The following is a 24,290-nucleotide window of genomic DNA, read 5'->3' on the forward strand; positions in this document are numbered from 1 at the left end:
TCACAGGAAACGCGTGGTCGGGTGGTCGGCGGTCCAGGTGCCCGGCCGCACCGAGCGCAGGGCGCCGGCCACGACGTCGATCTCGTCGACGGTGTTGTAGACGGCGAACGACATCCGCACGGTCCCGAGCAGGCCCATCTCGTCCAGGAAGGTGCTGGCGCAGTGCACGCCGCTCCGCACGGCCACACCGTGGCGGTCCAGATGCCCGCCGACGTCGTAGGGGTGGATGCCGTCGACGACGAAGGACACGATCCCGCTCGGGGCCGCGGCCGGGTCGCCGACGACCCGCACGCCGTCGATCCGCCGCAGCGACTCGACCGCGTACCGCACCAGGGCCTCGTCATGCCGCCGCACGGCGTCCCAGCCGAGATCGCGGAGATACCGGAGCGCGGCGGCCAGGCCGACGGCTCCCGCGACGTTCGGGGTGCCCGCCTCGAACCGGGCGGGCACGGGGACGTAGCGGACGGGCTCGGTGTGGCTCACCCCCTTCACCGTCCCCCCGCCGACCTGGTACGGCGGCAGCTCCGCGAGCAGTTCCCGCCTGCCGTACAGCACCCCGGTGCCCATCGGGCCGTAGGCCTTGTGCCCCGAGAAGCAGTAGAAGTCGGCGTCGAGACCGCGCACGTCCACCGGCGCGTGCGGCACCGCCTGGGCTCCGTCCACGACGACCGGGACACCGCGCCGGTGCGCCTCGGCGATCATCGCGCGCACCGGGTTGACGGTGCCCAGCACGTTGGACACGTGGGCGACGGCGGCGATCCGGACGCGGGGCCCGAGGACGGCGGCGAAGGCCGCGGCGTCGACGGCGCCCCGCTCGTCCACGGGGGCCACGACCAGCTCCGCCCCCGCCCGCTCGCAGAGCCGCCGCCACGGCAGCAGGTTGGAGTTGTGCTCCATGCCGGTGACGACGACCTGGTCCCCCCGGCCGACGAGCCCGGCGCCGAAGCCGTCCGCGATCATGTTCACCGCGTCCGTGGTGCCCCGGGTGAACACGATCTCGTCGGCGTGCTCGGCGCCGAGCGCCTGCCGCACGGTCTCGCGCGCCTCCTCGTAGCGGTCGGTGGAGGCCATGCTCAGCCGGTAGTACCCGCGGCCCACGTTGCTGTTCGCCGTCGAGTAGTAGTCGACGATCGCGTCGAGGACCGCCCGCGGCTTCTGCGCCGTCGCGGCGTTGTCCAGGTAGACCAGCGGCCCGCCGCCGCCCTGCGCGGTCGCCAGGATCGGGAAGTCGTCCCTGATGGATCTGGGAAGGAGATCCTGGTCCGCGAACCGTACGGGAGGTCCCCCCGCTTGCGGCATCAGGTCAGTCATCCGGACTCCTCTCAAGCTGGAAAAGGCTCGTGAACGCGTCGAGGAATCGCACCGGGAACGCGAAGACCTTCTGCTCCGGGTACGGGCGGCGGGCCGGCGGCACGTGGCCGGGTTCGCCGGGTCCCGGCAGCCTGCCCGCGCCGTCCAGGAGGTGCGGGCCGTAGAAGAACCAGCAGATCTGACCGATCTGCTCGGTGAACAGGATCGGATGCACGTCCCGCGAGTACGTGTGCATGTGGCAGAAGGCCGCGAGGAACTCGCCCTTGGGGCCGAACCCGTTGCCGAGCATCACGTGCCCGAAGATGTCGTGCACGGCCCGGAACAGGTCGTTGTGGCAGAACTCCACCCCGTCGACCACGATGCCCGACGGCCCGGACAGCGGGTGGTCGCCGGCGGCCGGCGACGGTCCGTGGCCCGCGCTGGTCAGGTAGACGTGGAGCCGCCCGGTCCGGTGCACGCTCTCGCGCAGGTCTCGTGATCCCCTGTACGGCTGCCCCTCTCCGAGCCACGGGGCGATCTCGATGCCCGCCTCGACGATCGACCGGAACTGCCGGAGGTTCTGGCGCTTCAACCGGTCGTAGCGCCGGCGCAGCTCCGCGTCGCCGCCGCGCAGCGGCGCGCGGTCGTAGTACGCCGCCACGGCCCGGCAGTAGTCCTCGTCCAGCCGGACGGCGGTCCGGGCCAGCCGGGCGATCGAGGGGCCGCGCCCGCCCGCGAGGGCCCACTGGTCGGCATGGCGCTGTGCCAGCGAGGACAGGTCGACGCCGGCGGGGCGTTCCTCGGTCACCATCTCCCGTTCCGGAGGTCACGAGCGCGAGGTCACTCACTTAACTATCATATAGCAAGTGATCGGACGACTCCAACGACCACGCCCGGAAGCGCCCCGGAGAACAGGCAGTCGGCGCCCGTGCGGACCGGCGCTCTCGCAGGCCAGCCCGGGACATCATCACTTCAGTAATATATTGTAACTATGCCCGGCAGCGCCGAAGGCGCGGAGAACGGCGAGGAAGGCGGCCATGGAATTCTTGTCAGATTCTCCGAGCCCGCGGATCGCGATCCTGGGGTTCGGCTACATCGGCACGTGCCTCGGGACGGCGCTCGCCGAGCGCGGCATGACCGTCGTCGGCGTCGACAGCGACGCGCCGATGATCGCCGGGCTGCGGGCCGGCCGGTGCGCGATCCCCGAGCCCGGACTCGCCGAGGCGCTGGCCCCGCTGGTCGCGAGCGGGCGGCTGGCGTGCACGACCGACTACGACGTCCTGGCGGACGCCGACGTCGTGCTCATCACGGTCGGCACGCCCGTCGACGGGAACGGCGCCCTGGTGACCGCGCAACTGGAGGAGGCGTGCCGGCAGCTCGCGCCCCGGCTGCGCGCCGGCCAGCTGGTCATCCTGAAGAGCACCGTCGCCCCCGGGACCACGCGCACGCTGGTCGTTCCGCTGCTGGAGAGCGGCGGCCTGGCCGAGGGCCGGGACTTCGGACTCGCCTACTGCCCGGAGCGGCTGGCCGAGGGGGACGCGCTGGCCCAGCTGCGCGAACTGGCGGTCGTCGTCGGCGGGTGCGGCCCCGGCGTCACGGCGGCGGCGGCGCGGTTCTGGAAGGCGGCGCTGGGCGTGCCCGTCCGGATCGTGCCCACGGCCGACATCGCCGAGATCGTCAAACTGGCCGGCAACTGGTGGATCGACGCGAACGTCGCGATGGCCAACGAGCTCGCCCGGTTCTGCGCGCTGTTCGAGGTCGACGTGATGGAGGTGATCGCCGCGGCGAACTCGCTCCCGAAGGGGGACGGGCGGGTCAACATCCTGCGGCCCGGCACGGGCGTCGGCGGACCGTGCCTGACCAAGGACCCCTGGATGACCTGGCGCACCGCCCGCGACCGGGGCGTCCGGCTGCGGACGGTGGAGACGGCGCGGCACGTCAACGACGCCATGCCCGAATACGCCTACGAGGTCATCAGGGACGGCCTTGCCAAATTGGGCAAGGACCTGGCGTCGGCGAAAATCGCCGTCCTCGGCGCCGCCTTTAAGAACGACACCGGCGACCTGCGCAACACCCCGGCGAGGGGGGTGGTCCGGGCCCTCCAGGCGGCCGGCGCGGAGGTCCGGGTCTTCGACCCCCTCGCCGACCGGGAGCGGATCCGGGCGGAGGTGGGCGGCTCCCCCGCCGACGACCTCGACCAGGCGGTCGAGGGCGCCGACTCCGTCGCCTTCCTCGCCGGGCACCGGGGGTTCCACGGCATCGACCTGGAGAGGCTGCGGCGGCTGGTCGCGATGCCGTGCCTGGTCTTCGACGGGCGCATGCACTATCCGGCGGAGACGATCCAGCGGCTCCGCGACCTCGGGTTCGGCTACCGCGGGATCGGGCGGTGAGCCGTGACGCGAGCGGCACCCAAGTGCTATATGTTTATATAGTTTCTGCTCGACGAGAACCCTGATCTACGGGATGGCGCTGTGGCAGACCACGAGGCGGCGTTGCGCGGCGGGGCTTCGGCCGGGGAGGCGGTCCTCATCGAGGGAGCGTCCTTCCGGCTCGGATCGCCCGAGTGGGTGCTCGACTGGCTGGCCGAACAGGACCAGCCCTTCCCCACGCCCTGGTTCCGCGACGAGACCCCGCAGACGCTCGTGGAGGTCGCGCCGTTCCTGATCGACCGCCACCCGGTCACCTCCGGCCGGTACGCGGCCTTCGTGGAGGCCACCGGGTACCGGACGGTCGCCGAGCGCCGCGGCTGGAGCCTGGTCTACGGCGCCGACTACTGGCAGAGCACGCCCGGCGCGTCCTGGCGCCGTCCGGCGGGGCGGGACTCCGGGTACGTCCCGCCGGACGACCACCCCGCCGTCCACATCGCGGTCGAGGACGCCGAGGCCTTCGCCGCGTGGGCGGGCGCACGGCTGCCGACGGAGGCGGAGTGGGAGCTGGCCGCGCGCGGCCCCGGGTACCGGCTGTGGCCGTGGGGCGACGAGTGGTCCCGCGAGTGGACCAACACCACCGAACTGCGGCTGGGCGACGCCGCCCGCAGCGCCGCCGAATGGCGCGCGTGGTGGAAGAAGCTCCAGAACGACCAGGGCCCGATCCCCCTGACCACCCCGGTCGGCAGTTTCAGCCCGCACGGCGACAGCCCCTACGGGGTGGCGGACATGGCGGGCAACGTCTACGAGTGGACGGCCTCGCCGAGCCGGCTCTACGGCCCGTCCCCCGACTGCGACGAGTCGCTGCTGAGCGTGATGGGCCGGTTCCGCGTCATCCGCGGCGGCTCGTGGATGAACCTGCGCTTCCAGGCCCGCACCAGCGAGCGCCTGCACGGCGACCCCACCGGATGGGCCTGCTTCGCCAGTGGTTTCCGATGCGTCCGCGACCTGTGAGGATGCCCCATGCCCCACCTCATCGTCCCCGGCAGCTGGCACAACGTGACCTCCGGCAAGGTGCGCTCGGAGCTGCCCGCGGCCAACCTGAGCGAGCTCCTGCGGACGTTCGTGCGCTCGCACCCGGAGGCCGGCTACCGGCTCTACTCCCCCGCCGGCGACCTGCTGCCCTACCACCTGTTCCTCGTCGACGGCGAGCAGGTGCCCCGCACGACGCCGCCGGACGACGTCGAGCTGGCGCCCGGCAGCCGCGTCGAGATCATTCCGCCGCTGGCGGGAGGCTAGGCCTCCCGCCCGGCCCGGCCCGCCGCGGCCGCGGCGGTCACCAGCCCGACCTGATCGTGTCCGCGATGTGGGCGCGCTCCTCCTCCGACAGCCACCAGCCGACGGGAACGTTGACCACGCGGTCGTGCACGCCGTCCAGGCCCGGCAGCTCCTCCCGGGCCGCGGCGACGCAGCTGTGGGCGTCGTTGCGCCGCGAGATCACGCTCGTCATGATCCCGGCGTCGGCCATCTTCCGCATGAAGGACGTACGGTCCGCCACCTTCAGCGGGTACGCCCAGAACGAGGGCTCCCGGTCGTCGGCCCGCTCGGTGTGCTCGACGCCCGCGATCCCCGACAGCTCCTTGTCGTAGAAGGCGGCGTTCCGGCGCGTCCGCGCGAGCAGCCCGTCGACGATCTCCAGATTGGACAGCCCGATCGCGGCGGAGATGTCGTTCATCGGGAAGCGGTAGCCCCACTCGGCGACGTCGTAGTCGCCGTGCACCCGGTCGGCCTGCCGCTCGATGCCGAGCCAGCGGCGCAGCCGGGCCCGCCGGTGCAGGTCGTCGTCGGGGAGCACGATCAGCCCCCCGCTCCCGGCAGTGAGGATCTTGATGGCGCCGAAGCTGTACACGCAGACGTTCCCGTGGTTGCCGAGCGGCGCCCCCCGGTAGGTCGCGCCCCACGCCTGCGCGCAGTCCTCGATCACCACGGGGCGGAACCCGTGGGCCTCCTCGGCCCGGTCGAGGATCTCGCGCAGCCGGTTCAGGTCCACCGGGTAGCCCAGCCAGTGGACGACGACGATCGCGCGGGTGGCCGGTGAGATCTTCGCGGCGAGGTCGTCCAGGTCGATCGTCAGCGTGCCCGGATCGACGTCGACCCAGCGCACGCGCAGCCCGTGGGCCAGGATCGGCCAGTTCGTCGCCTCGAAGGTCAGCGGCGTGCTCAGCACCTCGCCCGGCCCGCCGGCGCCGCCGGAGGGCTGGGCCGTCGCGGGGAACCGGTCGGGGTCGGCCACCATGCTGAGCGCGAGGTGGAGACCGGAGGTGCCGCAGTTGACCGCGAGGACGCGCGGGTTGCCGAGGCGCAGCGCCAGGGCCTTCTCGAACTCGGCCACCTTGGGTCCGTGCTCCAGGCGGCCGCTGTCGAGCACCTCGGAGATCCGGCCGAGCGCGTCCGGCGCCATCGCGACCTTGAACAGCGGAATCATCGCGGACTCCCTCTCTTCGGGACGGCGCCCGGCCGTATTTAGTACCTAATTTTAAAGTTAAGGCGCGGCCTTCGTCCCGGTCAACGCTCCCGTGCGAGATAGGCCTCGAGCACGTCGGCGGCGCGGGCGGCGCCGCCGGCCCGGGCCGCGTGCTCGCGCATGCGGAGCACCCGCTCCAGCGCGGCCCGGTCGCCCGCCAGGTCCTCCACCGCCTCGCGCAGCCGCGCGCCGGTGAACTCCGCCGCGGGGACCACCGTCCCGAGCCCGAGCTCGCCCACCCGCCGGGCCATCGGCTTGACGTCGAACGTGAACGGCACGACGACCATGGGCCGCCCCGCGGTCAGCGCGTCCATCACGGCTCCGATGCCCCCGTGGGTGACGAGCAGGCGCGCGTGTTCGAGCACGGCGGGGAGGGAGACCCAGCGGTGCGCCTCGACGTTCGGGGGCAGCGGGCCGAGATCGCCCGCCCCGACCCGGTCCCCCAGGGCCATCACCACGTGCCAGGGCGTGCCCGCGAACGCCTCCGCGCACTGCCGGTAGAAGTCGGGATGGTCGTTGAAGGTCGTCCCCAGCGAGATCAGCACCACCGGCGAGCCGTCCTCCGGAGGCCGCCACGTGCCGGGCCGGTCCTCTCGCGCCGCCGAGCGCCCGACGAACGCGAACCGCTCGTCGAAGGTGTCCTGCGCGATCTGGAACTCGCGCGGGATGAGGACCAGGTTGAGGTCCTCGACGCGTTCGGCGAACTCCCCCGCCCGGTCCCGCAGGCCGTACCCGGCGAGGAGATCGGCCAGCCGCGCGTCGACGACGTCCCGCGTGCGCTCGTCGACGCCGCCGGTCTCCTCGATCATCTCCCGCGAGTAGGAGTAGACGTGGTTGGAGGCGAAGCCCGGGTTGATCCGGCACGCGGGGCGCTTCCAGACGGCCGCCAGCGCCTGGCCGGCGATGATCGGCACCTCCCCGTACAGCACCAGGTCCGGCGCGTCCTCGCCGTAGTGCGCGTGCGCCGCCCGCAGGATCGCCTCGTTCTCCGCGAGGTACAGCAGGTGCGGCCGGGCGGGGTCGTCGTCCGCGAACGCCTCGGCCGCGCCGGAGGCCCCCGACGCGTAGGGGATCGCCGTCGCGCCGGCCCGCTCGACCATCCCGGCGTACTCCGGCGACGTCACGTAACCGACGTCGTGGCCGCGCCGGACCAGCTCCGACACCACCGGAAGGGTGGGAAGCACGCTGCCGTGGTTGGCGACGTTGACAAGGGCGATTCGGTGGGCCGCTGCGCTCCGCATGGCGGTAGCATCAAGCGTTGACTATATGAAAGTCAAGCATGACGGACGGGTTCGGCCGCTTCCCCCGCGCGGACTCCGACGAAGAGGCCGGGGCTGTTCGGGCGGCCGTCGGCCAGCGAGAAGCCGGGCACGAACTCGACGGAGCAGCCGGCCCGCTCGAAGGCGGCCTCGTACCGCTCCTTGGGGAGCAGGTATTTCACGACCACCTCGGTGAACTCCCGGAACCCGGACGAGTCCACGATCATGAACCGGATCTCCACCCGGCTCTTGTCCCCGTGCCTCGCCGAGTGCGTCAGCCGCGAGACCACCCGCCCGTCCTCCCGGAACAGGTGCCCGGCGGCGTGCCCGTCGAGGAAGTTGTCAGGGAAGTACCACGGCTCGACGATGAGGACCCCGCCCGGAGCGAGGTGCGCCGACATCCTGGCGACCGAGCCGGCCATCTGCTCGGGCGAGTCGGCCTCGGCGAGGCCGCTGCCCATGCAGGTCACGACGTCGAAGGTCCGGTGGAGCTCGAAGTCCCGCATGTCGCCGGGATGCACCGCGACGCCGGGCAGACGCCCCCGCGCGACCTCCCGCATGGCGGGCGAGTGGTCGAGTCCTTCCACGTGGTCGAAGTGCTTGGCGAGGTTCTCCAGATGGGCTCCGGTGCCGCACGCGACGTCGAGCAGGGACCGCGCTCCCGGCAGCCTGGACCGGACCAGGCGGTTCAGCCCCTCGGCCTCCGCCTCGAAGTCCTTCCCGCGGCTGAGGAACACGGGATCGTAGAGTTCGGCGTGCGCCGCTCCGTAGCCCATCGGTGCGTCTCCTGGCGTCAACCTTGATCCACCCCCGTTGCACGAGGCCCAAGTTACTTTATATTCATAGAGTAACTCTCTGGCGAGGACGGACCACGGCGGGCTGCCGTCGGGAGGGAGCAGAGGCCGATGGACGCGCAGCAGTCCGCGCTCTTCCTGTTCGAGGAGGCGATGGGGTTCACCTACTCGGCCGCGCTGCGCGCGGCGGCCGAACTCGGTGTGGCCGACCACCTGGCCGAAGGCCCGCGCACGACGGCCGAGCTCGCCGCCGCCACCGGGACGGGGCAGGGCGCGCTGTACCGGATCCTGCGCCTGCTCGCGGCGCGGGACGTGGTCCACGAGGACGAGCCGGGGCGGTTCCGGCTGACCGCGAGGGGCGACGCGCTGCGCGCCGGCGCGCCGATGTCCGCCCGCGCGGGGATCCTGATGTTCACCGACCGGATGTTCTGGACCGTCGTCCACGAGGCCGCGACCGTCGCCCGGGACGAGGCGACGACGTTCGAGCAGCTCTTCGGCACGACGATCGGCGGCTACTTCGCGGAGAACCCCGACACCGAGGCGCTCTTCTACGACGGCATGGCGACGGTCTCCGAGGCCGAGAACGCCCTCGTCGCCGGGAGCTACGCGTTCCCCTCGACGGGCACGGTCGTCGACGTCGGCGGCGGGAAGGGCGGGTTCCTCCGCGCCGTGCTGCGCGAGAACCCGGGGCTGCACGGCATCCTGCTCGACCGGGAGGAGCACGTGCTCGGCCACCACCTGCTGGGCGGCGACGACATCGCCGGCCGCTGGCAGATCACCCACGGGGACTTCTTCGCCTCCGTCCCCACCGGGGACGTCTACCTGATCAAGCGGATCCTGCACAACTGGGACGACGAGAAGTGCGTGGCGATCCTGCGCAACTGCCGCCGGGCGATGAAGCCCGACGGGCGGGTCCTCGCCGTCGACGCGATCGTCCCGGCCGGCAACGAGGCCCACCAGAGCAAGCCGATGGACTTCATGATGCTCGCGGCGCGCACCGGGCGGGAGCGCACCGAGGCGGAACTGCACCCGCTGTTCGAGGCCGCCGGCCTGCGGCTCGCCCGCGTCGTGCCCACCGCCTCGGTCATGTCGATCGCCGAGGGCGTGCCGCGCTGACCGCCCCCCCTCGTCAGTCGGGCGGGTCCAGCCAGATGCAGGCCGCGTCGAGCCAGCGGTCCACCTGCGGCAGCGGCAGGCCGTTGCGCACGCGCGCGCTGGTCATGTGGGGGATGGTCGGCTCGCACGCCAGGACGGGCACGATCGCGACGTCCTCGATGACCTGCCGGTCGATCCGGTGCCACAGCTCCTCCGCCCGCGCCGGGTCCTGTTCCGACAGGGCCTCCTCGATGAGGCGGTCGACCTCGGGGTTGCGGTAGCCGCCGTAGTTGCTGGTGCCGGCGGCGAAGTTGGACTGGAACATCGGCTGGACGTAGGCACGGCCGTTGTTGCCGAACCAGTCGGGCGTCCACGCGGCCGCCGTGATGTCCCACTCGCCGGCCTCGGCCATGGCCGGGTTCTGCAGGAACCGGTAGTACTCGTCGGGCTGGCTGATCAACCGCAGTTCGACCGTGAACCCGGCCTTCTCCAGGTCGGCGGCGTAGTACCGGGCGATGTCGGCGTGGGGGGCGTCGGCGCGGTAGAGGGCCCTGAGGGTGAGGCCGTCGGGGTACCCGGCCTCGGCGAGCAGCGCCCGCGCCTTCGCCGGGTCGCCGTGGTCGCCCGGCGTGGGATAGCGGTCGTACTCGCGGTGGCCGAAGTTGCCCGGAGGGATCGCCGTGTGCGCCGTCTGGGTCACCGTCCCGAGGTCCATGTCGTCGAGCAGCCTGACCATGGAGGCCTTGTCGACGGCGTACGCGACGGCTCTGCGCACCCTGACGTCGCGCAGCGCCCCGCCCTCGTTCGGGCTCTTCATGTTGAACACCAGGTACGGGTTCATCGCGTATCCGAGATGCCGGTCCGCGTCCGGGGGGCGGCGGTCCTCGCTGATGACCGGCGCGCCCCACGAGAGGTCGGCCTCCCCGCTCCGGATCGCCTCCCGCACCCGGTCGTCGTCGACGCGCGCCATCCGCACGTCCAGGCCGTCGACGTACTGGTGCCGCAGCGGGTCGGTGTCCTGCCGCCACACCGGGTTCCGCTCCATCGTCAGGAAGCGGCCGTTCTCGTAGCCGGTGAGGCGGTACGGGCCGTTGGAGCGGATGTTGGCGATGAACTCATCACTGTCCGGGATGAACTGGTCATACTCGTGCGGCGCGGCGGACGCGAACATCATCGACAGCAGGTTCAGCAGGTCGTTGGCGGGGCGGACGAGCTCGACGACCAGGGTGCGGTCGCCGTCGGCCCGCAACCCGGCGATCTCGTGCGCGTTCTGGTAACCGGCCAGGTCGGCGGCCGACGGGGTCCGTCCGGCGAACTCCCGCCGGTAGCCCTCGGCGAACTCGGCCATCCCCCTGATCGTGCTCGTGTAGTAGGCGATCGCCCCGGCCCCGGCCACCGGGTTGCACATCCGCTTGAAGCCGCGCACGAAGTCCTCCGCGGTCACCTCGCGCGGCGGGTCGGTGTCCCACATGACGCCCGGGCGCAGGCGGATCCGGTACACGAGCCCGTCCGGGCTCATCCCGCCGTTGGCGACCGTCGGCGCCTCCGCGGCGACATCGGGGACCGGGGTCAGGGCGCTCTCGTCCACGGCCGTCGGATAGCCGAACAACTGCCGGGCGAACAGCCTGATGATCTGATGCGAAAAGGCGTAATAGGCGCAGGCCGGATCGACATGGTCCATTCCGCCCGGTCCGAAGTAGCGGAGAGTACCGCCGTAACGAGGCTCCACACCGATCACCCTCCCTGCGCGTCACCGGGCCCCGCCGCCGCGGCCGGCGCCCCACCTGTCCCACGCCGGAGATTACCATCGTTTCTTAAAGCACAATAGGGACGTCGTCCCTTCGCTCACGCCTCTCCCGGCTCCCCTCGACCAGGCCGGCCGCCCTCCCCGGCAGCTCTCGATCCTCGCGCCCACCTCTACCCACGGGAGCCATCGCCCACCCGGACGAAGCCCGGCGCGGGCTCGGGGAGCGACGGACGGAATGCCCTCATCCGGGGCCCATTGGCCGAGTAACTTCAAAAACATATTGTATTGTGAGGGCGACTGGTCATCCGCACGTGGAGGGGGTCACTCGTGACACAGTCCGTGAAGCCCGGCGAGCGCAGCGTCCCGGACCCGGCCGGGACGGCGAACGGCGGATCGCCGCGGCGGCTCCGCGACGCGCCATGGGAGAGCATCCGCGAGATGTTCGCCCTCGATCCGACCACCATCCACCTCAACACCGGCACCGTCGGCGCGATGCCGTACGAGGTGCTCGACACGATGGACCGGGTCACCCGCGAGTGGACCGGCGGGCTCGCCGACGTCTACAAGCCGTCCGGCTACTACGAGCACCGCGCCCTCATCGGCCGGGCGTTCGGCGTCGACCAGGACGAGATCGTGATCTGCCACAACGCCACCGAGGGCGTCGCCCGGATCATCCAGGGGCTCGACCTCCACGAGGGCGACGAGGTGGTCACCACCAGCCACGAGTGCTACTCGGTGCTCTCGAACTTCAACCTCGTCCGGAACCGGTACGGCCTGACGATCAAGACGCTGACCATGCCGACCGGCTACGGCGTCACGGCCGACGAGATCGTCGATCTCTTCGAGGCGGCCATCACCCCCCGCACCAAGGTGCTCGCGTTCGCCGGGATCACCCTGTTCACCGGCACGATGATGCCGATGCGCAGGCTGTGCGAGCTGGCGCAGCGGCACGGCCTGACCACCGTGATCGACGGCGCGCTGCTGCCCGGCCTCGTGAACCTCGACATGCGGGCGCTCGGCGCCGACTTCATCGCGTGCTCGGGGTCGAAGTTCCAGTGCGGCCCGCTGGGCACCGGCATCCTCTACCTCCGCAACAAGGTCTTCCCGGAGTACAACCCGCTTCCGCTGCCGACGTTCTGGCCGGTGATCTCCACCTGGTACCCGATGATCGGCAGTCCCCCGCCGCGGACGAGGACGTCGGTCGAGAGCGACGACACCGCCCTGTACGTCCAGAGCGCCGGCAGCGCCAGCATCGCCCGCGGCGCCGCGCTGGCGCGGGCCTGCGAGATCTGGGACGAGATCGGCCGGGACCGCATCGAGAAGCGGGCGATGGAGCTCGGCGACCACGCCCGGGGGCGCCTCGTGGAGGCCTTCGGCAAGGAGTCGATCTTCTCTCCCGGCGAGGACCCGCTGCTGAAGTCCCCGCTCATCGCCTTCAACCCGTTCCGCGACCCCGAGGCCGCCTGGAACATCAAGAAGTTCACCGCGTTCACCGACCGGCTGGAGCGGGAGCACCGCATCTGGATCCGGTGGACCGAGTTCGACGTCCCGGGCTCGCCGCACCAGCACTACGCGGCGCGGGTCTGCACCCACCTGTTCAACACCCGCGAGGAGATCGACCGGGCCATCGGCATCATGGCCCGCCTCGGCGAGGAGATGTCATGACCGTGTCCGAGCAGCGCGCGGACGCCCGCTGGAGCGAGGACCTGCCGCGGCCCGGCGGGACGCTCCGCCTCCACGGCCCGGCCCCCGTCCACCGCCTCGACCCCTCGGCCTCCCACCAGGCGCCCGCCGACCAGGTCGTCAGGCTGTTCGCCCGGCAGCTGTTCGGCTACGTCCCCGCGCCGGACCTGCGCGACTGGCGGGCCATCGCCCCGGCGCCCGACCTCGCGACCGACGTCCCGTCCACCTACAACACCGGGATGGGCGCGCGGCACACGAACTACGTGGTCCACCTGCGCCGCGGCGTGTTCTGGGACACCGCGCCCGCCCGGGAGGTCACGGCGCACGACGTCGTGCGCGGGCTGAAGCGGCTGGCCAACCCGCTCACGAGGCCCGCCGCCCTGCCCTACTTCACCAGCACGATCAGGGGCATGGCGCGGTACTGCGAGGACTACGCCGCGGCGATCCGCCGCGACGACCCGACCGCCGAGGAACTGGCCGCCTTCCAGAACTCCCACGACATCCCCGGCGTGCTCGTCCTGGACGACGAGTCGCTGGTCATCGAGCTCATGCGGCCGGCCATCGACTTCGCCGCCATCATGGCCCTGCCGTGCGCGTCGCCCGCCCCGGTCGAGTACGACGCGTTCGTGCCCGGCAGCCCGGAACTGCACCGCAACCTCCGGAGCAACGGGCCGTACCGGCCGGTCCGTCTGGTTCCGGGCCGCGAGCTGCGGCTCGAACCCAACCCCGCCTGGCGGCAGGAGTCCGATCCGCTCCGGCGCCGGCACCTGGACGCCATCGAGATCACGGTCGGGGACGCGGAGCCCGAACACGTCGCCGCGCGGATCGCGTCGGGCGCGGCCGACCTGCCCTGGGGCGTGCGGGTCGCCGAGCCGCACGACGCCGAGCCGGGCGATCCGGGCGACGGCCTCGGCCTCTCCCTCGACCCGTACCTCGTCTTCAACGTCGAGAGCCCCACCGCGGGCGGCGCGCTGGCCGACGTCCGGGTGCGCCGGGCGCTCTCGTTCGCAATCGACAAGGCGGCGATCGCCGACCTGTACCGGCGGTCCGGCAGCGGTGCGCTGGTGCGGATCGCCGGCTCCGTCGTGCCGCCGGGCAACGACGCGCACCAGGAGCTCGACCTCTACGCGACCCCCGGGAGCCGGGGGGACGCGGCCAAGTGCCGGGCGCTGCTGGACGAGGCGGGCCACGGGAGCGGCCTGGCGCTCACCGCCGTCCATCTCGACACCGGCCTGGACGCCGCGGTCGCGCGGTCGTACGCCGCCGACCTGGAGAAGGCCGGCGTCACCGTCCGGCTGGTGGCGCTCGACCACGACGCCCGGGACGCCCTTCTCGGGGATCCGCGGCGCGCGGCGGCGGGCGAGTGGGACCTCGCGGCCGCGTCGTGGTCGCCGGACTGGTACCCCGCCAACGGCCGGGTCTTCCTGCAGCCGATGTTCCAGTCGGGCGACTCCCGCAACGCCGCGAACCGCGGCCGCTACCGCCGTCCGGAGGTCGACCGCCTGATCGAGCGGGCGCTCGCCACGATCGAGGAGCCGGCGCGGTCGACCGCGGCCTGGAACCAGGCCGAGCGGACGGTGCTGGAGGACGCCGCGGTCGTGCCCGTCCTGTTCCAGCGGCCGGCCGTCCCGGGCCTGCGCGGCCCGCGGGTGCGGGGCGCGGTCCCGATGCCGGCGTTCGGCCACGCCTACGACCTCGCCGGCGTCTGGCTCGACCCGCCGGACGACCCGCCGGGCACCCCCGCGGGATGACGGCGGCGGACCGCACGGCGGCGATCCAGGGAGCGCGGTATGCGTGAAGAGGTGGTGACCGAGTACCTCAGCCTCGGGCTGCGGTTCGGCCGGCTCGCCGACGGGTTCGTCGACTCCTGGTACGGCGACCCGGAGCTGGCCCGCCAGGTGGACGCCGAGCCCAGGCCCGACGCGTCCGGGCTGGCCGCCCGGTCGGCCCGGCTGCTGGCCGCGCTCCCGGACAGCGGCCTCGCCGAGCCGCGGCGCCGGTTCCTGTCCGCGCAGCTCGCCGCGCTGAACTGCGCGGCCCGCCGGATGGCCGGGGAGGAGATCCCGTTCCGGGACGAGGTCCGGACGTACTTCGAGGTCGACATCGAACCCGGCGACCCCGACCGCTACGCGGAGATCCACGACGCGATCGGCGCGCTGCTGCCCGGCTCCGGGGACCTGCGTGCCCGAACCGCGGCGTTCTACGAGCGCAACGCCGTCCCCCCGGACCGCCTGGCTCGGGCCGTCCAGGCGGTGTCCGGCGAGCTGCGCGCCATGACCCGCACGGTGTTCGGCCTGCCGGAACAGGAGAGCGTCGAGTACGTGGTCGTGCACGACAAGCCCTGGAACGCCTTCAACCGCTACCTCGGCGGTTTCCGCTCCAGGGTGGAGCTCAACGCGGAAGCGGGCCGCACCGTCGCCGCCCTGCCGCTGCTGGCGATCCACGAGGCCTACCCCGGGCACCACACCGAGCACTGCCGCAAGGAGGCCGGTCTGGTCGGCGGCGCCGGCCACGACGAGCACCTGATCTCGCTGGTCAACACCCCGCAGTGCCTGATGGCCGAGGGGACCGCGGAGATGGCCGACGCGGCGGTGCCGGGCCCGGGCTGGGGCCGCTGGACCGCCGACATCCTGGCCGGCGAGGGCGTCCGGGTCGAGGGCGAGCTGGTGGAGGAGATCCTGCGGCTGATCCGGCTGCTGATGCCCGCCCGCCAGGACGCGGCCATCATGCTCCACGACCGCGGAGCCGACGCCGACGAGGTCACGGACTATCTGGAACGGTGGCTCCTGGTGCCTCCGGAGCACGCCCGGCGGATGACGCGGTTCCTCACCGACCCGCTCTGGCGCGCCTACTCGGTGACGTACATCGAGGGCCCGCGGCTGGTGGGCGCGTGGCTCGGCGCCGGGACGGGCCGGACGTCCCTCGTCGAGCGCTACCAGAGGCTTCTCGACGAGCCGCTGCTGCCGTCCGACCTCCGCGCGGACCTGGAACCCGCGCCGGGCCTCAGAACAGGTGCTCGATGATGCGCTGGGCGGTGGCGGCGGGGGTGGGCAGCGTCGCCATCTCCCGCTGAACCTCCGCGGTGGCGGCGCGCACGCCCTCGTCGGTCATCAGCCGGATCAGCAGGTCGGCGTCGACGTCCTCGCGTTCGCTCACGAACCCGATGCCCCGCTTCCGCACCGCCTCCAGGGTCGTGTGCTGGAACAGGTCCCTGGGGTCGGGCGTGATGAGCTGCGGGATGCCGGCGTCGATCGCGGTCAGGGCCGTCCCCCCGCCGCCGTGGTGGACGATGGCGGTGCACGTGCCCAGCAGGAAGTGCAGCGGGATCCAGCCGACGGAGCTGACGTTGTCCGGCAGCGGGCCGAGCGAGCCGATGTCGACCCCGCCGAGCGCCAGCACGAACTCCGCGTCGACGCCCGAGGCCGCGTCGATGATCGTGCGCATGGTCCCGGTGCCCAGCATCTGGAGTTCGACCGTCCCCATGCTCACGGCGATCCGCGGCCGCCCGGAGGACTGGGGCAGCCGGTCTCCGACGACCGATCCTCCGCTGTGCGGCAGCCAGCGCATGAACCATCCCTCGGGCTGCTCGCCGGCCAGCATGCTGGGCGGGAACTCCTCGATGGTGACGGCCGGCTTGGAGATGGACACGCCGTACCGCTCGCAGACGTCGGGCAGGTAGGCCTCGGCGGCCTCGTGCATGCCCCGGGTGCGCCAGGCGCTCACGTTCCGCTGCACGGCGGGCGCCCCGGCGCGGGCCGCCGCGAACAGGCCGGCGGTGGTGCCCTGGTCGTAGACCACCAGGTCCGGGCCCCAGTCGTCGGCCAGCGCCACCATGCCGTCGATCAGGGGACGGTTGATCGCGGCGAACCCGGGCCCCCACTCGTCGAGGTTGATCGCCGGCTTGGTCGCGACCGTCCGGACGAACTCGGGGTGCTCGCGGGCCAGCCGCTCGTTGACGGCCTCCATGCTGAAGCCGGGCGCGGCGTCGACGATCTCCACACCGGAGCCCGCCGCGCCCTCGGTGGGCCCCGCGAGCGTGGCGATCACCTCGTGGCCCGCCGTACGGAACGCCCAGGCGAGGTGGACGAGCGGGAAGAAGTGTCCGAGACCTGGGTGAGAACAGAACATCACGCGCATATCCGGAAGATCCCTTCTACCCGGTGCCCCCGTCCGCGACGGGACCGGACGGCACCCGGGATCGGGAGCCGCGGCACGCGGACTTCACTATATGAACTTAAACTACGATCTTCGCTCGTTCAATATCCGCGGCGGTACGGAGGCGGTGGCCGCTCACCAGGTGACCGGGAGCTCGCGCACCCCGTAGATGTTCGCCCTCTCCTTGAACGACAGCGCGCCGAACGGGACCGCCAGCCGCAGGCCCGGCAGGCGCCGGAAGAGGGCGTCGAACACGACCTGCAGCTCCATCCGCGCGAGGCGGTGCCCGAGGCACCGGTGCCGGCCGGCGCCGAACGCCAGGTGCCGCCCGCCGCCGCGCCCGACGTCGAACTCGTCCGGCCGCTCGAACACCTCCGGATCGCGGTTGGCGGCCGGGCCCAGCACCACCACGCCCTCCCCCGCCCGCACCGTGACGCCGCCGACCTCGACGTCGGCCAGCGCCGTGCGCGCGGTCGAGGCGTTGACCACCGTCAGGTACCGCAGCAGCTCGTCGACGGCGAGCGGCGTCCTGGCGGGGTCGGCGAGCATCGAGGCGAGCTGGTCGGGATGCTCCAGCAGGGTCAGGGCGCCGAGCGCGATCATGTCGGCGGTGGTGGAGTGCCCGGCGACGAGCAGCACGAACGCCATGCTCACGACCGCCTCGCGGTCGGCCGCGCCCTCCCGGCGCCCCCGGACGATGAGGCGGCCGAGGAGGTCGTCGGGCGGGTCGCGCTCCTTGTCCGCCACCAGCTCGGCCAGCAGGGACCGGATCTCGTGCGCCGCCCGGGTGCGCTCCGCGGCCGGGGTGGCGTGGCTGAACATCCGCCCCGTGCGCTCCTCGAAGTGGCCGTGCGCGGAGTAGGGCACCCCGAGAAGCTCGCAGATCACCAGCGACGGGACCGGGACCGCGAGCTCGCGCACCAGGTCGACCGGGCGCGGGGCGGCCGCCATCAGCTCCAGCCGCCGGTCGACGATCTCCTGGACGCGCGGGCGCAGCGCCTCCGTCCGCGCGGGGGAGAACTCGGCGCGGACGGACCGCCGGGCGGCGGTGTGCTCGGGCGGGTCCATCCAGTTCATCGGCGGCCGGAAGCCGCGGAAGGACGCCTGCCGCTCCTCCTCGGTGACGGGGGCGAACCGGGGGAAGCCCTCGCGGCGGCGGTCGACGCTCATCCTCGGATCACTGAGGACCTTGCGCGCGTCCTCATGCCGCGCGACCAGCCAGGCCGAGTTCCCGCCGGCCATGCGGGCGCGGACCGCGCGCCCCGCCGACAGCAGCCGCTCGTACTCCGGCGGCAGGCCGAACGGGCACGCGCGCGGGACGGGGAAGACGCCGGCGTCGGCCGCGGGCTGACTCGTCATCGGGACCCCCGATCAGCTCGATACTACGAAAATATATACCGAGTTGACCCCCGGGGGGCCGGGAGCGTTCCGATCGACCGGCGGCGCGCCGGGGCTCAGCCGCGCCCGGCGTAGGCGTTTCCGGCGTACCAGTCGCCGCGGCCGCCGGGCAGCAGGTCGAGCACGTTCCACACCGGGGAGAGCAGGTCGATGCCGCGCTGGGCGCCGTCGAGGAAGTCGGCCGGAAGCGTGTAGAAGTGGTGGACCCGCCCGTCCTCGCGGACCAGGACGCTGATCATGGGCCGCTGCGCCCCGTCCGGGCGCTCGGCGTGCATGTCGGCGTTGAACGACGTGCCGTGGCTGGACAGGACGCGCACGGCGTCCCATCCTCTCCGCCGCGCCCAGGCGCGCAGCTTCGGCAGGGGCGCCTTGCCGACGACGGCGAAGGCGGTGTGCTGCGCCAGGTGGGCGGCGACGCCGTTGAAGCCGTCCACCCACATCGAGCACATCGGGCACGCCGCCTCGTCGTCGGGGTGGAACATGAGGTGGTAGACGACGAGGGTCTCGCGGTCGCCGAACAGGTCGCGCAGCGACACCGAACCGGTCGGCTCGTCCTTCTCGAGATCCGCCGGCCCCTCGGTGAAGGTGTAGTCACCGAGCTCGGCGCCCCGGGGCATCCGGCGCCGGGCGGCGGCGACCTCCTCGACCCGGTCGCGCAGCCGCCTTTCGGCCTTCGCCAGTTCGATCCGCGCGTCGATGTACTCCCGGCTCGTCCCGACCGGCCACATCGGTGCGATCTCCGGCTCGTCGTCGCTCATCACTGGCCCCTTCGAGTCCGTGGGCGGCATGGGTCAATTCGATATCGGACTCTACGATAATGAACCCGCCGGCGTGCGCGGTTCGGCCCCATCCGGCGGGCGCGGCGGTCGGGGAGCACGCGCCGCCTCGGCCGCCTCGCCGTTCCGAAAACGGCATTAGATCAGCAGATACGCCGCGATTCACCGCATAGCAACTGGTCCGCATAATGAAGACGAAATCACTCTCCACGAGGTCCGGGAGAGTTGAAGGGAAACACGGCGCATGTTAGGCTCGTTATTGCGACAATTGTCAACTATGCCGATATTCTCAGACGCTCGCGATTCGAGGCACAGGAGGCTGGGATGGCCGGGACCGCGGTGGCCGACGTGATGGCCGAGCTGGCCGAGCTGGAGGACCCCAAGGCGCGCGAGGTGAACGAGAAGCGCGGCGACGACCACGGCGTGAACCTCAGCAAGCTGCGCGCGCTCGCGAAACGGCTGAAGACGCAGCAGGACCTCGCGCGCGGGCTCTGGAAGACCGGCGACAGTTCGGCGCGGCTGCTCGCGACCCTGGTCTGCCGCCCCAAGGAGTTCGAGCGCGACGAACTCGACGCCATGCTGCGCGAGGCGCGCACCCCGAAGGTGCACGACTGGCTCGTGAACTACGTGGTGAAGAAGAGCCCGCACTCCGAGGACCTGCGCCTGGCGTGGCTCGACGACGCGGATCCGGTGATCGCGAGCGCCGGCTGGGCGCTGACCACCGAGCGCGTGATGCGCAAGCCCGACGGCCTCGACCTCGGCAAGCTGCTCGACACCATCGAGGCGGAGATGAAGGGCGCCCCGGACCGCCTGCAGTGGGCGATGAACGACTGCCTGGGCAACATCGGGATCAAGCACGAGGAGCACCGCGCCCGCGCGATCGAGATCGGCGAGCGCCTGGAGGTGCTCAAGGACTACCCCACTCCGCCGAACTGCACGTCTCCGTACGTGCCCATCTGGATCAGCGAAGTGGTGGGCAAGAAGAAGGCGAAGTAGGGAGTCCGCGCGCCGGCCCGCTCAGGCGGCGAGGACCGCCGACAGTTCCAGGGGACGGATCGCGCGCGCGGGGAAGTCGCAGTACCAGAGTCTGCGGCCGTCCCACGTCAGCCCGGTGGGGCGGCCCGGGACGGGCAGGGCCCCCAGGTGCTCCCCGGTCTTCGGGTCCATGGCGCGGAGCACGGCGTCGTCGAAGTCGCCGTAGACGACCACCCCGTCGGCGTACGTGAGCCCGGAGGGCGACTCCCCCGCCGCCGGGAACTCCCGCAGAACGGTCATGGTGTCGTAGTCGCGGACCTGCACCACCGTCGGACCGCGCAGGCACATGTACATGCCCTCCGGCCCGTGCTCGATCCCGGTCAGCCTGCCGCTCGCGGGGAGCACCTCCTTCTCCCCCGTGATCCGGCCGTCCTCGGGATCGATCAGGACGATCCGCTTCGGGCGGCCGCCGACCTGGCACAGCCGGGCGCCGTCGAAGGCCAGGTCCGCCCGCACCTTGTCGCAGGCGAACGTCCTGCTCACCCCGCCGGTCGCCGGGTCGATCGCGAAGATCTTCTCCGCGTCCTGGTCCGAATGCCACAGCAGGGCGCCGTCCCAGGTCAGCCCGCACATGTAGGCGGCGGGAGCGGGCAGGGCGCCGGTGCCCGCGGCCGTCGCCGCCGTCTCACCCGATGTCATGTCCCCTCGCTTTCCGGCCGTCCGCGGCCGTCGTGACGCCTGTGGGTACCAGCGGCCGCCGGGGCGCGCCCGCGACGGCGTCCAGCCACCACGGGCTCTCCCTCGCCCAGGCGATCGTCCTTGCGAGGCCCGCCCGCAGCGGGGTGCGGGCGCGCCAGCCGAGCATCTCCCTGGCCTTCCCGACGTCCGGGACGCGCCGGGGAATGTCCTCGTAGGCGCTGCCGAGCGCCGAGTCCGTGCTCACGCGGATCGGGGCGAACTCCGTCCCGCCCAGCCGGGTCACCAGCCGGACGGCGTCGGCCACGGAGGTCTCGCGGTCGCTGCCGACGTTGAAGCACTGGCCGTCGGCGATCTCCCGGGCGCCGACCCGCAGCGTGGCGTCCACCGCGTCCTCGACGAAGGTGAAGCAGCGCGTCTGGGCGCCGTCGTCGTACAGCAGCGGGGGCAGCCCGCGCAGCACCCGGTGGACGGTCTTGCTGATCACGTACGCCGGGCGCTGCCGCGGCCCGTAGACGTTGAAGTACCGCACGACCGAGGCGCGCAGGCCCCGGTGGCGGGCGTAGGCGACGACCATGTGCTCGGCGACGGCCTTGCTCGCGGAATAGGACCACCTGTCGGCGGCGACGCTGCCCAGCACCCGGTCCGCGTCCTCCGACCAGGGGACGGCGGGATTCTTGCCGTAGATCTCGCTGGTGCTGGAGACCACGACCTTCACGCCGGCGGCTGAGGCCGCGCGCAGCACGTTGCGGGTGCCGGAGACCGCGACGTCGATCACTTCGAGCGGGTCGTCGAGGTACTGGTCGACCCCGACCAGCGCGCAGAGGTGGTAGACGGTGTGCACGTCCGGGCCGATGGCGCCGGCGAGGGCCCGCTCGTCGCGGATGTCGGCCCTGACGTGGCGGACGGAGGCCCCGCCGCAGTCGAGGTCGGGCGGCGGCGCCGCGGGGTCGTAGACGACGACGTCCTCGCCCTGGCGCGCGAGGCGTTCCACGAGGTGGCTGCCGATGAAGCCACAACCGCCGGTGACCACGACCGCCATCGGTCCTCCGCCCTTCGCCACGGCCGCCCCGCACGGGGCGGCCATCGTCGTGTCAGCGGACGGCGCCGAACGCGCCGCCCGACCGGGTTCCGGCCCGCCGCGCGTACGAGTCGATCGCCTCCGCGGCCCGGGCGGCGCCCCCGGCGTCGCGGGCCTCCGCGCGCATCCGCGCGATCCGCCGGCGGACGCCGTCGTCGGCGACCAGTTTCTCCACCGCCGGGACGAGGCCGCCGCCGTCGACCTGCTCGGGCCGGAGCACATGGCCCAGGCCGAGCTCGACGGACCGCTCGGCGAACGGCCTGGCCTCGACCGCGTACTCGGTGAAGAAGAGCATCGGGCAGCCCCAGTGGACGGCTTCCATGGTCGCGCCGAGGGTTCCCTGCAGGATGAAAGCCTTCGCGTGGCGAAGGACCTCCATGAAAGAGATGTACTGGTGGACCTCGACGTTGGGCGGCAACGGCTCCAGCGCCTTAGGGTCGGTGCCGTCGCCCGTCACCAGGACGACATGCCACGGCGTGCCCGCGAACGCCTGCGCGCAACTGCGGAAGAATTCCGGATGCCCGTTGAACGTCGAGCCCAGGGAAACGAGGAGCACGTTCGCGTCCTCGCGGGGAGGGCGCCATCCCGGCCGCAGCCGCCCCTGCGAGAAGCTCGGTCCGACGAAGACGAAACGGTCGTCGAAAGTGTCGCTCTTCACCTGGAACGACCGCGGCAGGAAGATGACGTTCAGATCCTCGATCGCGTTCCAGAACTCCGTCGGGGAACGGTCGATGCGATATTCCGGCAGAAGCTCGGACATCATCCTCTGGAAGGTCTCGGTCTCGACGATGGGCCGGTGCCCGTGCACCGCGCTGAGCGCCTCCCACACCGAATAGTGCTCGTTCGAGGCGAAGCCTCCGTTGATGCAGACGGCCGGCCGCTGCCACCTGGCGGCCAGCAGGCGCCCGGCGATCAGGGGGAAGATGTCGTAGACGACCAGGTCCGGCGGATCGTCGTCCAGGGCGCTCTCCGCCGCCCGGAGCATCGCGAGGTTCTCGTTGACGAAGGCGCTCACCGTCAGCGCCTCGGCGTCCTCCTGCTCGACGATCTCCGGCAGGTCGACGCCGTCCTCGAAGATCGACCGGTGGCGGATCTGCCGGGCCCCGACCTCCGCGAGGTCCTCGGCGTAGTCGCCGGAGGTCACGAAACTGAGCCGGTGCCCCCGGGCGGAGAGCTCGTCGAGGACGCCGTAGGTCGGGCGGATGTGCCCGGACCCGCCGGTGACGGCGAAAAGGATGTGGTGTGGTCGCATCACGATTCCCCGGATCGGGCGAGATGAGCCATGAAAACGGACACTACTATGGTTTTTTCAAGTTAGCAAGAGAGTGATCACCCGGCACGCGCGCGCCGTCCGGCCCAGTCCTTAGGCATTGACTTATATAAGCTGCTGCTTTAGGATGAGCTCGATCTTCTGGTGGCGACGGGAGGCACAACCGTGGGATCGAATTCGACCCTCGCTGTCGAGACGTCCGGGCTGGTCAGGACCTTCGGCGAGACCCGGGCGGTGGACGGCGTCGACCTGGCCGTCCCCACCGGCATCGTCCACAGCCTGCTGGGGCCGAACGGCGCCGGCAAGACCACGTTCCTCCGGATCCTGACGACGCTGCTGCGTCCGACGGAGGGCACGGCCAGGGTGCTCGGCCACGACGTGGTCCGGGAGGCCGACGCGGTCCGGTCGCGCGTGAGCGTCACGGGCCAGTCCACCTCGATCGACGAGGACCTCACCGGGAGGGAGAACCTCGCGATGGTGGGGCGGCTGCTCGGGCACCGGGGTGCCGCGGCGCGGCGGCGGGCCGACGACCTGGTGGACGCCTTCGAGCTGTCGGAGGTGGCGGACCGGCCGGTGAAGACCTGCTCCGGCGGCGAGCGGCGGCGGATCGACATCGCCGCCAGCATCATCGTCACGCCGGACCTGCTCTTCCTGGACGAGCCGACCACGGGCCTCGACCCCCGGGCGCGCAACCAGGTGTGGGACATCATCCGCGCCCTGGTCGCCGGGGGCACGACCGTGCTGCTCACGACGCAGTACCTCGACGAGGCCGACCGGCTCTCCGACCGGGTCGCGGTCCTGGACCACGGCAGGGTCATCGCGGAGGACGCGCCCGGGAAGCTGAAGTCCCAGGTCGGCACCGGCGCGCTGAAGCTGCGGCTCCAGGATCCCGGACAGCGCGCCCTGGCGGCGGAGATGCTCTCCCGCGAGCTGACCGTGGAGCCGGGCGCGGACTCCGATCCGCACCGGCTGTCGGTGCGGGTCGGCGACGCCCAGCAGGCGGCGCGGGCGGTCACCGCGCTGGCCGACGCCGGGATCGCCCTCGACGACTTCTCGATGGCCCAGTCGAGCCTCGACGACGTCTTCCTCGCCCTGACCGGCCACCCGGTGGCCGACGGCGGGCGAGCGGACAAGGACGAGGACGAGGCCGCGGACGACCAGACGCAGACGGTCAACTGAGG

General features: G+C 72.2%; 21 protein-coding genes. 9 read left to right on the forward strand and 12 right to left on the reverse strand.

Annotated elements, in window-relative coordinates; all coding sequences use genetic code 11:
- Together ABWI04_RS11335 and ABWI04_RS11340 are read right to left on the reverse strand one after the other, a co-directional pair.
- Entirely contained in the window at window positions 1-1,311 is a 1,311-nt protein-coding gene (locus tag ABWI04_RS11335) for an aminotransferase class V-fold PLP-dependent enzyme (RefSeq protein ID WP_353832325.1), read from the reverse strand.
- Window positions 1,304-2,101, reverse strand: coding sequence for a crotonobetainyl-CoA--carnitine CoA-transferase (locus ABWI04_RS11340; RefSeq protein ID WP_353832326.1), 798 nt, complete (start codon window positions 2,099-2,101; stop codon window positions 1,304-1,306). Before ABWI04_RS11340 ends, ABWI04_RS11335 begins: the two co-directional genes overlap by 8 nt.
- A gap of 226 nt (window positions 2,102-2,327) precedes the next feature.
- Between ABWI04_RS11340 and ABWI04_RS11345 the strand changes: the two genes are divergently transcribed.
- The 3 genes from ABWI04_RS11345 to ABWI04_RS11355 all read left to right on the forward strand — a co-directional run bounded on the left by ABWI04_RS11345 (window position 2,328) and on the right by ABWI04_RS11355 (window position 4,955).
- Window positions 2,328-3,680 (forward strand): nucleotide sugar dehydrogenase, encoded by a 1,353-nt coding sequence (locus ABWI04_RS11345; protein WP_353832327.1) that lies wholly within the window; start codon window positions 2,328-2,330, stop codon window positions 3,678-3,680.
- Window positions 3,681-3,761: 81 nt separating this feature from the next.
- Complete coding sequence (locus ABWI04_RS11350; protein ID WP_353832328.1) at window positions 3,762-4,670, forward strand: SUMF1/EgtB/PvdO family nonheme iron enzyme; 909 nt, start codon at window positions 3,762-3,764, stop codon at window positions 4,668-4,670.
- Window positions 4,671-4,679: 9 nt separating this feature from the next.
- A complete protein-coding gene (locus ABWI04_RS11355) occupies window positions 4,680-4,955 on the forward strand; it encodes a MoaD/ThiS family protein (RefSeq protein ID WP_345182108.1) in 276 nt (91 codons plus the stop codon).
- A gap of 37 nt (window positions 4,956-4,992) precedes the next feature.
- Here the strand turns inward: ABWI04_RS11355 and ABWI04_RS11360 are convergent, their stop codons facing one another.
- The 3 genes from ABWI04_RS11360 to ABWI04_RS11370 form a co-directional block, all read right to left on the reverse strand.
- Entirely contained in the window at window positions 4,993-6,141 is a 1,149-nt protein-coding gene (locus ABWI04_RS11360) for a DegT/DnrJ/EryC1/StrS family aminotransferase (RefSeq protein ID WP_353832329.1), read from the reverse strand.
- Window positions 6,142-6,221: 80 nt separating this feature from the next.
- Window positions 6,222-7,421: a macrolide family glycosyltransferase gene (locus tag ABWI04_RS11365; RefSeq protein WP_353832330.1), complete on the reverse strand. Its 1,200-nt coding sequence runs from the start codon at window positions 7,419-7,421 to the stop codon at window positions 6,222-6,224.
- Window positions 7,422-7,453: 32 nt separating this feature from the next.
- Window positions 7,454-8,215, reverse strand: coding sequence for a class I SAM-dependent methyltransferase (locus ABWI04_RS11370; RefSeq protein WP_353832331.1), 762 nt, complete (start codon window positions 8,213-8,215; stop codon window positions 7,454-7,456).
- A gap of 129 nt (window positions 8,216-8,344) precedes the next feature.
- Between ABWI04_RS11370 and ABWI04_RS11375 the strand changes: the two genes are divergently transcribed.
- Entirely contained in the window at window positions 8,345-9,349 is a 1,005-nt protein-coding gene (locus ABWI04_RS11375; RefSeq protein ID WP_353832332.1) for a methyltransferase, read from the forward strand.
- Between the two features lie 13 nt (window positions 9,350-9,362).
- Here the strand turns inward: ABWI04_RS11375 and ABWI04_RS11380 are convergent, their stop codons facing one another.
- Window positions 9,363-11,009, reverse strand: a complete 1,647-nt coding sequence (locus ABWI04_RS11380; RefSeq protein WP_353832333.1) for an ABC transporter substrate-binding protein — start codon at window positions 11,007-11,009, stop codon at window positions 9,363-9,365.
- Window positions 11,010-11,402: 393 nt separating this feature from the next.
- Between ABWI04_RS11380 and ABWI04_RS11385 the strand changes: the two genes are divergently transcribed.
- Genes ABWI04_RS11385 through ABWI04_RS11395 form a run of 3 tightly spaced genes read left to right on the forward strand, consistent with a single transcriptional unit; the run spans window position 11,403 to window position 15,781 of the window.
- Window positions 11,403-12,740 (forward strand): aminotransferase class V-fold PLP-dependent enzyme, encoded by a 1,338-nt coding sequence (locus ABWI04_RS11385; RefSeq protein WP_345182095.1) that lies wholly within the window; start codon window positions 11,403-11,405, stop codon window positions 12,738-12,740.
- On the forward strand, window positions 12,737-14,509 hold the full coding sequence (locus ABWI04_RS11390) for an ABC transporter substrate-binding protein (RefSeq protein WP_353832334.1): 1,773 nt from the start codon (window positions 12,737-12,739) through the stop codon (window positions 14,507-14,509). Before ABWI04_RS11385 ends, ABWI04_RS11390 begins: the two co-directional genes overlap by 4 nt.
- Window positions 14,510-14,548: 39 nt before the next feature.
- The gene (locus tag ABWI04_RS11395; RefSeq protein ID WP_353832335.1) at window positions 14,549-15,781 is read left to right on the forward strand and encodes a DUF885 domain-containing protein; all 1,233 of its coding nucleotides are present in this window, start codon (window positions 14,549-14,551) and stop codon (window positions 15,779-15,781) included.
- Here the strand turns inward: ABWI04_RS11395 and ABWI04_RS11400 are convergent.
- From ABWI04_RS11400 to ABWI04_RS11410, 3 genes are all read right to left on the reverse strand, one after another.
- Window positions 15,762-16,895: a nucleotide disphospho-sugar-binding domain-containing protein gene (locus tag ABWI04_RS11400; RefSeq protein WP_353832336.1), complete on the reverse strand. Its 1,134-nt coding sequence runs from the start codon at window positions 16,893-16,895 to the stop codon at window positions 15,762-15,764. The two genes, ABWI04_RS11395 and ABWI04_RS11400, sit on opposite strands and share 20 nt — an antisense overlap.
- 153 nt (window positions 16,896-17,048) lie before the next feature.
- Entirely contained in the window at window positions 17,049-18,272 is a 1,224-nt protein-coding gene (locus ABWI04_RS11405) for a cytochrome P450 (RefSeq protein ID WP_353832337.1), read from the reverse strand.
- Between the two features lie 95 nt (window positions 18,273-18,367).
- Window positions 18,368-19,069 carry a DUF899 family protein gene (locus tag ABWI04_RS11410; RefSeq protein WP_345182083.1) on the reverse strand — a complete coding sequence of 234 codons (702 nt, stop codon included), beginning with the start codon at window positions 19,067-19,069 and terminating at the stop codon, window positions 18,368-18,370.
- Window positions 19,070-19,411: 342 nt separating this feature from the next.
- Between ABWI04_RS11410 and ABWI04_RS11415 the strand changes: the two genes are divergently transcribed.
- Window positions 19,412-20,083 (forward strand): DNA alkylation repair protein, encoded by a 672-nt coding sequence (locus ABWI04_RS11415; RefSeq protein ID WP_345182081.1) that lies wholly within the window; start codon window positions 19,412-19,414, stop codon window positions 20,081-20,083.
- Between the two features lie 21 nt (window positions 20,084-20,104).
- Here the strand turns inward: ABWI04_RS11415 and ABWI04_RS11420 are convergent, their stop codons facing one another.
- From ABWI04_RS11420 to ABWI04_RS11430, 3 genes are read right to left on the reverse strand one after another with little or no spacing between them, the layout of a single operon-like run.
- Window positions 20,105-20,761, reverse strand: coding sequence for an NHL repeat-containing protein (locus tag ABWI04_RS11420; RefSeq protein ID WP_345182079.1), 657 nt, complete (start codon window positions 20,759-20,761; stop codon window positions 20,105-20,107).
- Window positions 20,748-21,800 (reverse strand): NAD-dependent epimerase/dehydratase family protein, encoded by a 1,053-nt coding sequence (locus ABWI04_RS11425; protein ID WP_353832338.1) that lies wholly within the window; start codon window positions 21,798-21,800, stop codon window positions 20,748-20,750. Before ABWI04_RS11425 ends, ABWI04_RS11420 begins: the two co-directional genes overlap by 14 nt.
- A gap of 52 nt (window positions 21,801-21,852) precedes the next feature.
- Window positions 21,853-23,091, reverse strand: a complete 1,239-nt coding sequence (locus tag ABWI04_RS11430; protein WP_353832339.1) for a macrolide family glycosyltransferase — start codon at window positions 23,089-23,091, stop codon at window positions 21,853-21,855.
- A 183-nt stretch (window positions 23,092-23,274) separates the two neighbouring features.
- Between ABWI04_RS11430 and ABWI04_RS11435 the strand changes: the two genes are divergently transcribed.
- Window positions 23,275-24,288 (forward strand): ATP-binding cassette domain-containing protein, encoded by a 1,014-nt coding sequence (locus tag ABWI04_RS11435; protein WP_353832340.1) that lies wholly within the window; start codon window positions 23,275-23,277, stop codon window positions 24,286-24,288.
- Window positions 24,289-24,290 lie beyond the last annotated feature (2 nt).

The organism is Actinomadura sp. NPDC000929, from assembly GCF_040492065.1.
Lineage (GTDB): Bacteria > Actinomycetota > Actinomycetes > Streptosporangiales > Streptosporangiaceae > Spirillospora > Spirillospora verrucosospora.